This window comes from Streptomyces sp. SID3343 (assembly GCF_009865215.1).
GTDB lineage: Bacteria > Actinomycetota > Actinomycetes > Streptomycetales > Streptomycetaceae > Embleya.
In genome coordinates this window covers 1-15319 of sequence record NZ_WWJX01000285.1, presented here as the reverse complement: position 1 = coordinate 15319, position 15319 = coordinate 1, and the positions used below count along the sequence as shown (strand labels likewise).

Below are 15319 nucleotides of genomic sequence, written 5' to 3'. Positions count from 1 at the left end.
CGGCGGGAGCGGGCGGGGCGGCGGGAGCGCTCGGCCCGGCGGGAGCCGGCGGGGCGGCCTGCGGGGCCAACCGCGCCCAGTCCGGCTTTTGTCCGACGTCCAGCTTGCGCAGCGCCGCGAGCATCGCCGGGTCCTGCGCGTCCAGCCAGTCGACGAGGTCGTGGAAGCTCACGCACCTGGTGTCGGGCTTGGCGCACACGGTTCGCATCGTGCGCTCGACGGCCTTCATGTAGATGCCGCCGTTCCAACCCTCGAAGTGGTTGCCGATCAACAGTGGCGCCCGGTTGCCCTGGTAGGCGCGGTCGAAGCCGGCCAGGTAGCTCGCGTACGCCTGCTGCTCCCACTCGCCGAACTTCGCCGGGTCGCCCTTCACCGTGCGCGACTGGTTGAACATGATGTTGTAGTCCATCGACAGCACCTCGAACTTGCGCCCGGGCAGCGGGATCTGCTGGAGCGGCAGGTCCCACACGCCGTTCGCCCGCGCGGGCCACACCTGGCGCCCGCCGGGCGAGCTCGCGTCGTAGCGGAAGCCGAGCGAGGGCGCGGCCGAGAGCAGTTCCTTCTGCCCTTCCAGACACGGAGCCCGGCCACCGATCAGTTCCTTGTCGTAGTCGAACGGGAGCGCGGGAACGTCGGTGAGGCCGGAGTGGGTTCGCCAGTTCTTCACGAACGACTTCGCCTGTCGCGCCTCGCTGCTCCAGTCGTCGGCCGACCACGATCCGCCGCCGGTCGGGCCGCAGAAGTGGCCGTTGAAGTGGGTGCCGATCTCGTGGCCCTCGTTCCACGCCGCACCGAGTTGTTCGAGGGTCAGCCTGAGGTCGCCGTCGTCGAGGTAGCCGATGTCGGACGCGCCGATCGGCTTGTGCGGCGGCTGGTACTTGGCCCGTTGGGCCTTCGGCAGCACGTACACCCCCGACAGGAACATCGTCATCCGCGCGTTGCTCTCCTTGGCCACCTGTCGAAAGTGAGAGAACAGCCTCTTGTCGTCCTCGCCGGCCCCGTCCCACGAGAACACCACGAACTGCGGCGGCGTCTGTCCGGGCGCGAGCCGCTCCGGCTTGGGCCGACCCGGCTGCTCGCCGGTATCGGAGGTGGATCCGTCGCCGATCATCCGAACCGGCGCCCGCGGTGCCTGCTGCGGCCCCTTGGCGGCTTCACCGGGGGCCGACGCCGATCGCGGGCCGCCCTCGTCGTGGCCGCGCGCGAACACGACGAAGCCGATGGTGGCGATCACCGCCACCACGAGGACGAGTACGGCCGCACTGCGGGATGATCGCACGTTTTGCCCCAACCGATGTGGAATTCCATGAACTGCTGAGACTTTCCCGTCAGGCTAGGCAGCCCGGAATCGGGCGGCGGCGAACGACGGGCCGAGGCGATGGCGATGATCACCACAAGGAATGACGCGATACCGCCACGCGGCGGTACGGCGCATCGCACGAAAGCCGGCGGGACGAGGCTCGGCACGTGCGGAGCTGCGGGATTCGATCGATCGACTGTGGTTTGCTTACGTTTTCTACCGCTTTACGGCGAACTGCCCATGAAACGAGCCGCGAATGCGACAGACGCTGCGCGACGCGGGACGCACCCTCGTCCCGGGCACGGACGACCCGCACCGGCCGCTGCCGCCGCTGCTCGTGCTGCTCACGGTCGTGACGGGTCTCGTCGACGCGGTCAGTTATCTGGAACTGGGCCGGGTGTTCGTGGCGAACATGACCGGCAACGTGGTCTTCCTGGGCTTCGCCTTCGCGGGCGCGCCCGGACTGTCCGTACTCGCGTCGTTCGCCGCGCTCGGGGCGTTCCTGGCCGGCGCGGCCACCGGCGGTCGACTGGGTTCGGCGTTCGCCGTGCGGCGGGTGCGCTTCCTGGCGATCGGGGTGAGCGTGCAGTCCGTACTGATCGCGGCGGCCCTGGTGGTGGCGGCGACGGGCGCGGGGATCGGCACGGCCCGGCGCTACGCGATGATCCTGCTGCTCGGACTGGCCATGGGCATACAAAACGCGGTGGCCCGCCGGTTGGCCGTCCCGGACCTGACCACCACGGTGCTGTCGCAAACGCTCACCGGGTTCGCGGCCGACACCCGATTCGTCGGCGGGCCCGGTTCGCGCGCGGGCCGTCGACTGCTGTCCGCGCTGGCGATGGCAGTGGGCGCGTTCGCCGGCGCGACTTTGGTCCTGCGCACCGACATCGTCGCCGCGCTGGTCGTGCCGCTCGTCCTGCTCGTCGGGATCGCGATCTTCGGCTACGCGTTCGATCGGCGCGAACGCCGGGAGCACGCCGACCAGGCCACCGCCGACCGGCCCCGGCCGAGAACTGCTTGACCCCGCACGGCCTCTCGCGTACTGTTAACCGGTCACATTGTCGTCCGTCTGGATGGTCCCTTGCGCATCTGAGGTCCTGGACATCGCGCCGCTGGAGCTGATCACGCTCGCGGTCGCGTTCCTGCCTCGGTGTGACCATCCCGGACGATTTTCGCCTTTCAGAGGCGTCCAGTCGAGATTTTCGAGTCTCGGCCTCTCCGGTTTTCGCCGCGCGGTGTCCCTCGCGTCCCCCGTTCGCCGTGCGCCGCCCGGAGTCGCCCCATGTCGTTTCCCACCTCACCCGCGATCGTCTGCTCCGACCTGTCCTTCGCGTGGACCGACGGAACCCCCGTCTTCACCGGCCTCGACGTCGCCATCGGCGCCGGGCGAACCGGACTCGTCGGCGTCAACGGGGCCGGCAAGTCCACCCTGCTCAAACTGATCGCGGGGGCCCTGACCCCCACCGGTGGCTCGATCTCCGCGGTCGGCGACATCGGCTATCTGCCCCAGCACCTCCCGCTCGACGCCGATCGCGGCGTCGACGACGTGCTCGGCATCGCCGAAACCCGCCGCGCGCTGCTCGCGATCGAGCGCGGCGACGTCGACGAACGCAACTTCGAGGCCGTCGGCGACGACTGGGACGTCGAGGAGCGCGCCCGCGCCGAACTCGACCGACTCGGCCTCTCGCACGTCGACCTCGACCGCACCGTCGGCACCTTGTCGGGCGGCGAGTCGATCCTGCTCGGTCTCGCCGCACTCCTGCTGCGGCGGCCCGACGTGCTGCTGCTCGACGAGCCCACCAACAACCTCGACCGCTGTGCGCGCACGCGCCTGTACGACGCGGTGCGCACCTACCCCGGTGTGCTCGTCGTGGTCAGTCACGACCGCGAACTGCTCGACCTGGTCGAGCGAATCGTGGAACTGCTGCCGGGACACGCACGCACCTACGGCGGCAACCTGACCGCCTACCTGGAGGTCCTGGCCCAAGAACGCGAGACCGCCGAGCGGTTGGTCCGCAACGCGCAGACCGACGTGCGCAAGCAGAAGGCGGAACTGGCCGACGCACAGGTCCGGTTGGCCCGCCGGGCCCGCACCGGGCGCAAGGCCGAACTCGAAAAACGGGTGCCCAAGATCGTCGCGGGCGGGCGCAAACGCGCCGCCCAGGTCTCGGCCGGCCGCTACAAGGGCATGCACGAGGACCGCCTCGACGGCGCGAGAACCCGACTGACCGAGGCCAAGGACGCGGTCCGCGACGACAAGGAGATCCGGATCGAACTGCCCGAGACGGCGGTACCGGCCGGCCGCACCGTGCTCACGCTCGAAGGCGTGAACACCGAGGCCGAGTTGTACGGCCCCGACGGCGTCGACCTGATCGTGCGCGGGCCCGAGCGCATCGCCCTGGTCGGCGACAACGGCAGCGGCAAGAGCACGCTGCTGCGCCTGCTCACCGGCGAGCGGGCCCCCGACCGGGGCACCGTGCACCTCGGTGTCGAAGGGGTGCGCCATCTCCCGCAGCGGCTCGACATCCTCGACGAGGACGCGAGCGTGCTGGCCAACCTGCGCCGCGCCGCGCCGTCCGCCACGGACGGCGAACTGCGCGCGCGGCTGGCCCGGTTCCTGTTCAAGGGCAACCGCCCCGAGCAACCGGTCGGCACCCTGTCGGGCGGCGAGCGCTTTCGTGCCGTGCTCGCCGCCCTGATGTCCGCCGAACCGGCCCCGCACCTGCTGGTCCTGGACGAGCCCACCAACAACCTCGACCTGGCATCGGTGCGCCAACTCGAACAGGCGCTCACGGCCTACCGCGGCGCACTCGTCGTGGCGAGCCACGACCTCCCGTTCCTGGCGTCGATCGGCATCACCCGCCGGTTGTGCGTCACGCGCGGCGAGGGAGTCGAGGAGATCGAGAACGAGGAGGTGTAGGCCCGGGCGGCGGGTGCGGTGCCGAACCTCGAACAGGGAACACGCCGTCGCCTCGCGAGGATCAGCTCTCCTCGCGGGGCGGCGCGTCGTCGGGGCCGCGCCGGAGCGTGCGCAGCGCGCCACCCGGATGCCACACCCGCAGCACCATCTCGTCGCCGTCGAGGCCCATCGCGCTGACCTCGGTGACGTCGGCCCGGAAGAGGTGGAACGGCTGCGGCGCATCCGATACGTCCGTGTACCGCCCCATCGTCGCGGCGTCCACGACCTCGATCGCGCGCCCACTCACCCGCACGTCGCCGTGCACCATCTCGGAACCTTCCCCGGGGTTGGCGAACATCGAGAAGCGCGGATCGCGGCGCAGGTCACGCGCCTTGAGCGAGCCCGCCATCATGCCCAGCCACAGGTCGTCCCACCGGAAATCCCCCTCCAGGCCGCTCAGGCGCGGCGACCCGTCCTTGCGCAGCGTGCCGAGCACGTGGTGCTTGTACATCCCGAAGCGCTCGCGCACCGTCGCCTCGAACTCCGGCTGGGCCTTCGCGAAGTCGGCCCACGTCGTCGTGATCCCGGTGCCACCGGTGTCCTCGGTGCCCGCGGTACCACCGGTGCCCGCAGTGCCTGCGGTGCCCGCGATGCCCGTCATGTCCTCTTCAGGTCTCATGAGGCCATCGTGCCCGCCTATCCCTGACATCTTGTGGCAAGGATTTTGGGTAGCGTGTCGAACATGCGATCCGGTCGACTCGTGGCCCTGCTGCTGCACCTGCAAACCCGCCCGCGCGGGGCGACCGCGGCGGAACTCGCGGCCGAGCTGGAGGTGTCGATCCGCACCGTCTACCGCGACGTCGCGGCGTTGCAGGGCTCGGGAGTACCGCTGTGGACCGAGACCGGGCCGCACGGCGGGATCCGGCTGGTCGAGGGCTGGCGAACCCGACTCGACGGGCTCACCGGAGACGAGGCCGCGGCGCTGTTCCTGTCGGGCGCGCCGCACGCCGCCGACGCGCTGGGCCTGGACACGGTGCTCGTCGCGGCGCAGACCAAGGTGATGGCCACCCTCCCGGCCGACCTGCGCACCCGCGCCGGCCGGGTCCGGCAGCGCTTCCACCTCGACGCGCCGGGCTGGTTCCAGCGCGACGAGCGGGTACCGCACCTGACCGAGATCGCCACGGCGGTGTGGAACGCACGCCGCCTGGACGTGCGTTACGCCCGCCCCGACCGCGAGGTGTCCCGCCTGCTCGACCCGTTGGGACTGGTCCTGAAAGCGGGTGTCTGGTACCTCGTCGCCCGGCACCGCGCCGACATCCGCAGCTACCGGGTCTCGCGCGTGGTGGCCGCGACCGCGCGGGACGAGCGATTCGAGCGTCCCGACGGCTTCGACCTCGGCGCCTGGTGGGAGCACAGCAACGAGGAGTTCGCGCGCTCGCTGATGCGCTTCGCGTGCGTGGTCCGCGTGTCCGGCGAGGGCCGCTCGCAGCTGTCGCGGGTGTTCGGGCCGGCCGTCGCGGCGGCGGCGCTGGCCGCAGCCGGTCCCATCGACGCGAACGGCTGGTGCGAACTGCGCCTGGACGCCGAGTCGGAGGAGATGGCCGCCGCCCAATTGCCCGCGCTCGGCGTCCACATGGAGGTCGTGTCGCCGCCGAGTCTGCGCCGCGCCCTGGCCGCGGTCGGCGCGACGATGGCGGCCAACCATCGGGCCGCGTCCACCACCGTCGCTACCCCCACTACTTCGCAGGAGTGACGGTCGAGAATCAGCCGTCGAGGACGGGAGGATACGACGAAACTTCGCGAACATGCCTCTTTGTACGGATCGTTCACGCACTCGTGCTCCACGGAGCGTGACATCCGGTCGACTCCCGAGCGACGCGTACCTCGTTGGTGGGGTGATCCCCTAGGGGCACGGGTCGTCAGAAGTATTCGGGGTCCTCCCTGCGTAGGACCCGAACCTCTGTCCTTGCAGACGATTCGGTGGGTCACTCTCCCCCCTACGGTGATGGTGTGCACTGCAAATGCGGGGCGCGCCACCTTTTTTCACCTCAACCGGGGGGACAGACTCGTGACCACGGCCACGGCTGCCATGACCAATGCGGACTCCAGGGGCACCATCGCCGCCCGCGCACAGCAGCTCACCAAGGCGTACGGCGACGGTGAGACCCGAGTGGTCGCACTGGACAACGTGGACGTCCAGATCGGTCGCGGACAGTTCACCGCGATCATGGGTCCGTCGGGCTCCGGCAAGTCGACTCTCATGCACTGCCTCGCCGGTCTCGACTCGGTGAGCAGCGGCAAGAGCTGGATCGGCGACACGGAGATCACGAGCCTGAAGGACAAGGCGCTCACCAAGCTCCGGCGCGACAACATCGGCTTCATCTTCCAGGCGTTCAACCTGCTTCCGACGCTGACCGCCCTGGAGAACATCACGCTCCCGATGGACATCGCCGGTCGCAAGCCCGACAAGCAGTGGCTCGACAACGTGATCGAGACGGTCGGTCTGCGCGACCGCCTCAAGCACCGCCCGAGCGAGCTCTCCGGTGGCCAGCAGCAGCGTGTGGCGTGCGCCCGCGCCCTGGCCAGCCGGCCCGAGATCATCTTCGGCGACGAGCCCACCGGCAACCTCGACTCACGCTCCGGCGCCGAGGTGCTCGGGTTCCTGCGGCGCAGCGTCAACGAACTCGGTCAGACCATCGTGATGGTCACCCACGACCCCAACGCGGCGTCCTACGCGGACCGGGTCCTGTTCCTGGCAGACGGTCGCATTGTCGACGAGATGCTGCGTCCCACGTCCGACGCCGTCCTGGAGCGCATGAAGCGTTTCGACGGCGCCCGGACCAGCTGAAGAAACAGCCGGAGAGACCACCACCATGTTGAAAGCCACGTTCCGCAGTTTCCTCGCCCACAAGGGCAGAATGCTGCTCTCCGCCTTGGCGGTGCTGCTGTCGGTCGCGTTCGTGTCCGGAACGCTCGTGTTCACCGACACGATCACCAAGACCTTCGACGACCTGTTCAAGTCGACGTCCTCCGACGTGTCCGTGACGCCCAAGTCCGAGTTCGAGGACTCCGACCTCGCCGCGACCGGGCAGACCCCGACGCTGAACAGATCGATCATCGACAAGATCGCCAAGATCCCCGGCGTCAAGGATGCGCACGGCGGCGTCGACCTCGAGTCCGTCACCGTCGTGGACAAGAACAACAAGTCCGTCGGCCCGTCGTCGGGCGCCCCGACGCTCGCGACCGACTGGTACGAGACCGACCGTACCCCGGTCAAGATCACCAGCGGCGCGCAGCCCAAGGGCGCGGGCGAGGTGATGATCGACGCCGACACGGCCGACAAGAAGAAGGTCAAGATCGGTGACTCGCTTCGAGTCATCGCCGCGGTGGGCACGTTCGACGTCAAGGTCAGCGGCATCATGACCTTCACCGCGACGAACCCGGGCGCCGCCCTGCTCGCGTTCGACACCGCGACCGCGTCGCAGCGCCTGCTCGGCAACCCGGACCTGATCACCTCGGTCTCGGTGTCCACCGCCGCCGGGGTCGGCGACGCGCAACTCAAGGAGCGCGTGGTACAGGCACTCGGCCCCGACGTCGAGGTCAAGACGGCCGCCGAGTCCGCCGAGGACGCCAGCGACCAGATGAGCGGCTTCCTGGACGTGATGAAGTACGCGATGCTCGGCTTCGCCGGCGTCGCCGTGCTCGTCGGGATCTTCCTGATCTTCAACACGTTCTCGATGCTCGTCGCCCAACGCACCCGTGAGCTGGGCCTGATGCGGGCGATCGGCGCGTCTCGCGCCGACGTCAACCGGTCCGTGCTCCTGGAAGCGGTCCTGCTGGGCGTGGTCGGCTCCACGCTGGGCCTCGCGGCCGGTCTCGGTCTCGCGGTCGGGCTCAAGGCGCTGATCAGCGCGGTCGGCATCAACCTCAAGGGCACGTCCCTGGTGATCAAGGCGGCCACCCCGATCACGGCTTACGTCGTCGGTGTCGTGGTCACCGTGATCGCCGCCTACGTCCCGGCCCGCCGCGCGGGCAAAGTCGCCCCGATGGCGGCCCTGCGCGAGGCCGGCGCGCCGCCGCAGAAGTCGATCAAGACCCGGTCGATCATCGGCGCGGTCCTGTTCGGCCTGGGCGCCCTCGCGCTGGTCGCGGGAGCCACCGCCGACAGCGGTGGCCAGGGCGGCGGATTCCTCGGTCTGGGTGTGCTGTTCACGCTGATCGGCTTCATCGTGCTCGCGCCGCTCCTGGCCCGCACGGTGGTCCCGGCGCTCGCGTCGTGGTACCCGAAGGTGTTCGGCTCGATGGGCCGGCTCAGCCGCGAGAACGCGCTGCGCAACCCCCGCCGCACCGGCGCCACGGCCTCGGCCATCATGATCGGCGTCGCGCTCGTCAGTGGCATGGCCGTCGCGGCCTCCTCGATGTCCGCCTCGTTCGACAAGCAGATCGAGAAGTCCCTCGGCGCCGACTTCACCGTCCAGTCGATGGGTCAGCCCTTCCCCGAGGACGTCGTCGCGGCCGCGAAGAAGACCCCGGGCATCGGCACCTTCGTCGCCGAGACGATCAGCAACGCGGAACTCACCGCGGGCGGCAAGTCCGACAAGGTGATCATCATCGGCACCGACCCCGGCCTGGACGGCGCCTTCAAGTCGAACTACCTCCAGGGCTCCGGTGACGCGGCGACCAAGTCCGGCAAGGCGATCGTCGGCGAGGACTACGCCAAGGACCACAACCTCGGGCTCGGCGGCAAGGTCGACATCCTGTTCCCCAACGGTGCCAAGACCACCGTCGAGGTCGGGGCGATCCGCAAGAAGGACGACGGTCCGATCGGCTTCGGGAACACCCTCATCCTGCCCAACGAGACGATGAAGAAGTTCGTCCCGGACGTGCAGTACACGACCCTGTCGGTCGACGCGGCCGACGGTCAGGACGCGGCCAAGGTCGGTGCCGCGCTGAAGAAGTCGCTGGAGCCGTTCCCGCAGGTCAAGGCACGCGACCAGAGCGACTACAAGGAACTGATCGGCAAGCAGATCGACACGTTCCTCTACCTGATCTACGGCCTGCTCGGCCTCGCGATCATCATCTCGATCCTGGGCGTGATCAACACGCTGGCCCTGTCGGTCGTCGAGCGCACCCGGGAGATCGGACTCATGCGGGCGATCGGCGCGTCGCGCCGGCAGATCCGCCGGATGATCCGCCTGGAGTCGATGGTCATCGCGGTGTTCGGCGCGCTGGTCGGGCTCGCGCTCGGCATGGCGTGGGGCATCGGGGCGCAGCGGCTGCTCGCCAGTCAGGGTCTGGACGTTTTGAAGGTCCCGTACGGCACGGTGATCGGCATAGTCGTCGCAGCCGCGGTGGTCGGCCTGCTGGCCGCCGTGATGCCGGCCTTCCGGGCCGCGCGGATGAACGTGCTGCGGGCGATCGCCACGGATTAGCCGCGAGCGAGCGGATCACTCGGGTCGGTCCGTTCGGATCGATCCCCCGAACAGCCGGCTCCCCATCCTCCCCCCTTGGGGGGCCGGTGACCGAAGAAGCCCCCCGGGCGCCTTGCGCAGGCGCTCGGGGGGCTTCCTCTTGTCCGGCGTCCATAGCGCGCTTCGCCGCTCGCCAACGCCTTTCGCCGCCCGCTGCGGCTCTTCGCCGTCCGCGTTCGCTCGTTGCCGTCGGCTCTTCGCCGTCTGCTCGCTGCCGTCTTCTCGCTGCCGTTCGCTCGTTGCCGTTCGCTACCGCTCTGCGCCGGACGCCTCCCCGGACGCCTTCGGGCGGTCGTCACGGTCCGCCTCGCGCTCGCGGTCCTTGAGTCCTTGCCGGCACGCCTGGTCGGCCGCTCGCGTGGTCTCCGGGAGTCGGTAGCGCGGGGTCAGCGCGAGCACGTGCGCGCACGCGGTGTCGAGGTCGACGCCGTGCCCGATCGACACGAACACGGGCTTGACCCCCTCCCGGGTCCGCAGGGCGCGGCCCACCACGTCGCCCTCGTGGATCAGTTCGGTCGCGGCGCCGCGCTCGTCGCCGGGAGGATCGTACGCGCCGACGAACGGCGTCTTGCCGACCCCGATACTGGGCAGCCCGGTCACCACCCCGAGGTGGCACGCGAGCCCGAAGCGGCGCGGGTGAGCCAGCCCCTGCCCGTCGCACACCAGCAGGTCCGGCACGATCGTCAAGCGTTCGAGCGCGGCCAGCAGCGCCGGCACCTCGCGAAACGCGAACAGCCCGGGGACGTACGGAAACGTCGCGGTCCCGGCCACCACGGCACGGTCGAGCACGGCGTGCGTGCGCGCGTCCAACACGACGACCGCGGCGACGAGTTCGTCCGAGTCCTCGGCATAGGCCACGTCCAGACCGGCCACCCGACGCACCGTCGACGGATCCGGGCCGGGCCCCACCACGTCCACCAGCCCCCGCAACCGATCCTGTACGGCTACCGCCTCGGCGGCGGTCGAGGGCCACGGCTCGATCAACGGGGAGGCATCTCGCACGGCAACGTCCACCGCGACACGCTATCGCCCCGCACGGCCGGTCGTAACGACCTCGAAACTCCCCGGCAACAGCATCCGGCCACAGTGGTTCGGGTCGGGGTGTCGATGGCGAGGTGCCGACCGAGTGCCACGGATTCCGCGGGTCCCCCGGTTCGGGGTTCGGGGGTTCCGGGGTTCGGGGGTTCCGGGCTTCCGGGGTTGAAGGAGGTAGCGATGAACGACACGATCACCCTGTTCGGCGCCACCCTGCCGGACGGCCGCACGCGCGACGTCGTGCTGCGGAACGGGCGGATCTGCGTGCTTCGGGCGCCGGCCCAGCCGTACCGACTCGCCCGCGCGCACGCCGAGTTCGCCGGACCGGACTTGACGGGCTACCTGCTGTTGCCCGCGCCGGCCGAGCCGCACCTGCACCTCGATCGGGCTCTGACCTGGCAGCCGGTGGGCTCGGATCCGGACGGCCGGGACGGCGCGATCCGCTCGTGGCAGGTGCGGCCCGCCCGCTACGCCCTGGGCGACCTGCGCCGGCGCTCGCGTGACGCGTTGCGGGCACTGATCGCGCGTGGGGTGACCGCGGTGCGTACCCACCTCGACGTCGGCGACGGGCGCTCGCCGCTGCGCGCGGTGGAGGTGATGGCCGACGTACGGGCCGAGTTCCGTCACGTGCTCGACCTACAGATCGTCGCGCTGCCCGTGCCGGGAACCTCGGATCGCGCGATCGTGGACGCGGTTTCGGCCGGCGCGGACGTGATCGGCGGCCGGCCGCGACTCGCACTCGACTGCCGGCACGAGACCCGGCGACTGCTGCGGCTCGCCGATCGCGCCGAGGTCGGCGTGGATCTGCACGTGGACGACGGCTTCGACCCGCGGGTGTTGGCGGTCGGCGATCTGGCCCGGCTGGTGCGCGCCTCCGGCTTCGATCGGCCGGTGACGGCGAACCACCTCGCGGGGCTGAACCGGCTCGCGCCCTCGGCACTGGGTCGAGTGGGCGAGGCGATCGCCGCGTCCGGGATGTCCGTGGTGGCCCTCCCGTCGCCGCGCGGCGGTGGGCTGCCGATCCGCGAACTCCTCGCCGCGGGCATCCCGGTCGCGGCCGGCGGCGACCGACTGCGCGACACGGGCCATCCGATGGGTCGGGTGGACCCGCTGGCGACCGCCGCCGCGACGGGGCTCGCGCCGGATCGGACCTGGGCCGCAGTCAGCACGCACGCGCGCCGGGCGATGGGTCTGGAGGCGGGCGGGATCGAACCGGGCGCACCGGCCGACCTGCTCGCGATCCGCGCGTCCTCGCTCGCCCAGGCACTGCGCGCACTGCCCCGGGACCGCATCGTGATCAAGGCGGGTCGCGTGGTCACCCGCTCCGCCCCCGGCCGCAGGGTCCGCGCCGCGGCCTGACGAAACCCGCCGGGCTCGGCCCGCGTCCCTCCTGCGAATCCGCGCGAACGGATCGGGGAGCGGTGCCGTGATCCGACGACGAAGCGCGGCGGTCGTGACGGCGGGCCTTCTCGTGACGGGGCTCGCCGGGTGCGCCGACGCGGGGTATGGCCGTCGAACGTGCCGCAGCCCACCCGGCCGCGCGTGACCACCCCATCGAACGAGCCGAAGCCCACCCGGCCGCGCGTGGCCACCCCGTCGACCGGCCCACCCTCCCGGCGTCAAGACCGCGCACGGATCCTCCCGCCCCTCGCCAAGGCCGCGTCAACGCGCCGTCCGACGGGACCGGTCGGGACGATCCTGAGGTGGTCGAAGGGAGGCCGTCATGTTCGTCGGAGTCCGTCGGATCACCGGCTCGGTAGGACGCTCGGTACGGCTGTCCGTACAGCGCTCGGTACGGCTGTCCGTACGGCGCTCGCCCCGGCGTGGCGCGGTCGTGCGCGCCCGCCCGGCCGCGGCGCGCTCGGTCGAGCGCCGGGTCGTCGTGGTCCCGGTGGCCCGGATCGACGCGGCCGCCGTCGCGACGCTGTCGGCCGCGCGCGCGAGCGGGGGGCGGGTGCTCGCCGTCCACGTGACGCACGCGGGTGAGCGAGCGGGGCGGGACGCGCTCGTGGCCGCGTGGGACGCCTCCGGCGTGGATGTCACGCTCAGCGTCGTCCACGCCGACGGCGATCTGATCGCCGAACCGCTCGTGACGTTCGTGCGCGGGCTGCCCGAGCGAAACCCCCTGGTACGGCTGCCCGGCCCGCCACCCGTGCCGGGATGGCACCGATCCACCGGCAGCCGCGGTGAGCAGGTGTACCGGGCGCTGCGCGCCGCCGGTGTCGACGTCGCGTCGACACCCGGCGATCCGGTACGTGTCGCCGGTGCGTCCGCGAAGGCCCGTCTGGCGCCTGCCGCCTGACGTCGGGTCGGTTCGGGCTTCGCGGCGCCGGCGAACGGACCGACGTGCGGTTGCCGAGTCTGACCCGACGCCCGCCGGGTAGACGCCTCTTCGTGGACGAGCCAGGAGCCGGGAACGGCGACACGACGGACGGCCGCGACGGCGGCGGGGCGGACGAGGCAACGGGGGTGGGCACGGGGGGCGACGCCGCGAGCGAAGGCACGGCGGCCAAGGGCGCGGCCGGCGGCGACGGCGAGACCAAGCGCACGATCTGGGTGGCGCTCGGCGCGAACCTGGCGATCGCACTGGCCAAGGTCGTCGGCGGGCTGATCACCGCCTCCCCCGCGCTGCTCTCCGAGGCCGCGCACTCGGTCGCGGACAGTTGCAACGAGGTCTTCCTCTTGGCGGCGATCCGCCGCAGCAAGCGCGCCCCGGACGCCCGACATCCGTTCGGCTACGGCAAGGAACGCTACTTCTGGTCGCTGCTCGCCGCCGTCGGCATCTTCGTGATGGGCGGGTGCTTCTCCTTCTACCAGGGCCTGCACGCGCTGCGCGAGACGTCGAGCGAGAGCCCGAGCGACTATCTCGTGGGCTACGCGGTGCTGGGCGTGGCGCTGCTCGCCGAGGGCGCGTCGCTGGTTAGGGCGGTCCGGCAGATGTATCGCGAGGCGCCCCCCGGCGCGCGCGGTCCGCTCGCCAAGGCCCGCTCGGTGGACGACCCGGCGTTGCGCACGGTGTTGGCCGAGGACGGCACCGCCGTGCTCGGGGTCGTCCTGGCGCTGATCGGGATGGGCCTGCACGAGCTCACCGGCAACGTCGTGTGGGAGGGCAGCGCGTCGATCGGGATCGGCCTGCTGCTCGTGTTCGTCGCGTATCGGCTCGGCATCGCCTCCCGGGACCAGCTCATCGGGGAGGCCGCCGAGCCCGGGTTGCAGCTGGCCCTGCGGCAGTTCCTGGACGAGCAGGACGAGGTGGACACCGTGGCGCGGCTGTACACGATGCGGATCGGCATGGGGCAGATCCTGCTCGCGGCCCGGGTGGACCTGACCGCCGGCGTGGACAGCGAGGCCGTCGAGGACGCGGCGGAACGGATCAAGGAACAGATCCACGAGCGTTGGCCGGAGATCGAACAGGTATTCCTGGACATCACGGACGCGGGCGAGGGTGAACGGGAGAGCGCGGCCCGGCGTCGGCGGGAACTGGAGGAGCAGGTACGGGTCGCCGAGCACGAGGGGTGACCGTTTAGGCTGCCGGGGCGGTACACACCCCCTCCGGAGGCCACACGTGAGCGAGACCAGACCAGGTGGACCTTCCGCGCGGCGCGGCCCGGGGGAGTTGGAGTCCGAGATCCTGTCGTTGCTGTGGACGTCGCCGACGGCCCTGGGGGCGGGCGCGGTCCAGGAGCAGTTGTCGGGCGAACTCGCCTACACGACGGTGGTGACGATCCTGTCCCGCCTGCACGACAAGGGTGTGCTCCGGCGCACCCGCGCGGGCCGGTCCTACGTCTACGCCCCGGTGTACGACGAGGCGGGGCTCGTGGCGCGGCGGATGCGGCAGATGCTGGACAAGGAGGCCGACCGGCAGGCGGTGTTGGCGCGTTTCGTGTCGGACCTGTCCACGGACGACGAGGCGTTGCTGCGCAGGCTGCTGGACGAGGGCGGGTCGTAGCCGCGTGCGTTGGATCGTCTATCTGCCGCTGTTGCTCCCGATAACGGCGGTACCGGTGGCGCGGCTCGCGCTCGACCACCTCGCGCCTCGTCGGGTGGTGTGGCTGCTCACGGTCGTGACGTTGGTGATGGCGCTGTGCGCGACCACGAGTCTGGGGCTGTTGACCGTGGTCGGCACGGCGCAGTTGCCGGGTGTACCGCTGCCGGACCACTGGTCGGATCCGCGGGTGCGGGCGTCGATTCCGGGGGTCCAGGTGATCGGCTCGATCGCGAGCGCGGCGCTGACGGCCTCGCTGGCGTGCGCGGTGCTGGTGGTCGGGCGCCGGCGGCGCGCGTTGGCCGCGTTGCGGGCGCAGATCGCGGGCGACACCGAGTTGGCGGTGGTGCCGACGGGGCCGCCGACGGCGTTCGCGCTGCCGGGGCGACGGCCGCGGATCGTGGTGTCGGCCTCGATGCTCGCGCGGTTGGACGCGGACGAGCGACGGGCCTTGTTGGCCCACGAACGGGCCCACCTGACGGGGCGGCACGACCACGTGCTGTTGCTCGCGACGCTTGCGATGTGCGCGCATCCCCTGCTGCGGCCGATGCGCACCGCGATCGGCTACGCCCTGGAGCGCTGCGCCGACGAGGCCGCCGCGCGCGCGGTCGGCGACCGCCGCATCGTCG

13 protein-coding genes are annotated in these 15319 nt (G+C 71.2%); 10 read left to right on the top strand and 3 right to left on the bottom strand.

Annotated elements, in window-relative coordinates; genetic code table 11:
* On the bottom strand, nucleotides 1-1279 hold a 1279-nt coding region (locus tag GT354_RS09840; protein WP_202511702.1), incomplete at its 3' end, for a hypothetical protein.
* 277 nt (nucleotides 1280-1556) lie between these two features.
* Here GT354_RS09840 and GT354_RS09835 point away from each other — a divergent pair.
* Together GT354_RS09835 and GT354_RS09830 are read left to right on the top strand one after the other, a co-directional pair.
* The gene (locus GT354_RS09835; protein WP_161355884.1) at nucleotides 1557-2321 is read left to right on the top strand and encodes a YoaK family protein; all 765 of its coding nucleotides are present in this window, start codon (nucleotides 1557-1559) and stop codon (nucleotides 2319-2321) included.
* Between the two features lie 261 nt (nucleotides 2322-2582).
* Nucleotides 2583-4220, top strand: a complete 1638-nt coding sequence (locus GT354_RS09830; protein ID WP_161355883.1) for an ABC-F family ATP-binding cassette domain-containing protein — start codon at nucleotides 2583-2585, stop codon at nucleotides 4218-4220.
* 61 nt (nucleotides 4221-4281) lie between these two features.
* Here the strand turns inward: GT354_RS09830 and GT354_RS09825 are convergent, their stop codons facing one another.
* Complete coding sequence (locus GT354_RS09825; protein WP_237534564.1) at nucleotides 4282-4878, bottom strand: pyridoxamine 5'-phosphate oxidase family protein; 597 nt, start codon at nucleotides 4876-4878, stop codon at nucleotides 4282-4284.
* 63 nt (nucleotides 4879-4941) lie between these two features.
* Here GT354_RS09825 and GT354_RS09820 point away from each other — a divergent pair, with 63 nt between their 5' ends.
* From GT354_RS09820 to GT354_RS09810, 3 genes are all read left to right on the top strand, one after another.
* On the top strand, nucleotides 4942-5952 hold the full coding sequence (locus GT354_RS09820) for a WYL domain-containing protein (protein ID WP_161355889.1): 1011 nt from the start codon (nucleotides 4942-4944) through the stop codon (nucleotides 5950-5952).
* Between the two features lie 336 nt (nucleotides 5953-6288).
* Nucleotides 6289-7047 (top strand): ABC transporter ATP-binding protein, encoded by a 759-nt coding sequence (locus tag GT354_RS09815; RefSeq protein WP_161355888.1) that lies wholly within the window; start codon nucleotides 6289-6291, stop codon nucleotides 7045-7047.
* A 25-nt stretch (nucleotides 7048-7072) separates the two neighbouring features.
* Nucleotides 7073-9631 (top strand): FtsX-like permease family protein, encoded by a 2559-nt coding sequence (locus tag GT354_RS09810; RefSeq protein WP_161355882.1) that lies wholly within the window; start codon nucleotides 7073-7075, stop codon nucleotides 9629-9631.
* A gap of 288 nt (nucleotides 9632-9919) precedes the next feature.
* Here GT354_RS09810 and GT354_RS09805 read toward each other — a convergent pair whose 3' ends face one another.
* A complete protein-coding gene (locus GT354_RS09805) occupies nucleotides 9920-10684 on the bottom strand; it encodes an endonuclease V (RefSeq protein WP_346011952.1) in 765 nt (254 codons plus the stop codon).
* Between the two features lie 201 nt (nucleotides 10685-10885).
* On the opposite strand from GT354_RS09805, the gene GT354_RS09800 reads away from it, so the two are divergent.
* The 5 genes from GT354_RS09800 to GT354_RS09780 all read left to right on the top strand — a co-directional run.
* A complete protein-coding gene (locus GT354_RS09800; RefSeq protein WP_161355881.1) occupies nucleotides 10886-12064 on the top strand; it encodes an amidohydrolase family protein in 1179 nt (392 codons plus the stop codon).
* A gap of 364 nt (nucleotides 12065-12428) precedes the next feature.
* Nucleotides 12429-13007 carry a hypothetical protein gene (locus GT354_RS09795; protein WP_161355880.1) on the top strand — a complete coding sequence of 193 codons (579 nt, stop codon included), beginning with the start codon at nucleotides 12429-12431 and terminating at the stop codon, nucleotides 13005-13007.
* Between the two features lie 248 nt (nucleotides 13008-13255).
* Nucleotides 13256-14224: a cation diffusion facilitator family transporter gene (locus GT354_RS09790; RefSeq protein ID WP_346011953.1), complete on the top strand. Its 969-nt coding sequence runs from the start codon at nucleotides 13256-13258 to the stop codon at nucleotides 14222-14224.
* A gap of 46 nt (nucleotides 14225-14270) precedes the next feature.
* Nucleotides 14271-14654 carry a BlaI/MecI/CopY family transcriptional regulator gene (locus GT354_RS09785; protein WP_346011951.1) on the top strand — a complete coding sequence of 128 codons (384 nt, stop codon included), beginning with the start codon at nucleotides 14271-14273 and terminating at the stop codon, nucleotides 14652-14654.
* Nucleotides 14655-14658: 4 nt separating this feature from the next.
* The coding region (locus GT354_RS09780; protein WP_161355879.1) for a M48 family metalloprotease at nucleotides 14659-15319 on the top strand (661 nt) is incomplete at its 3' end.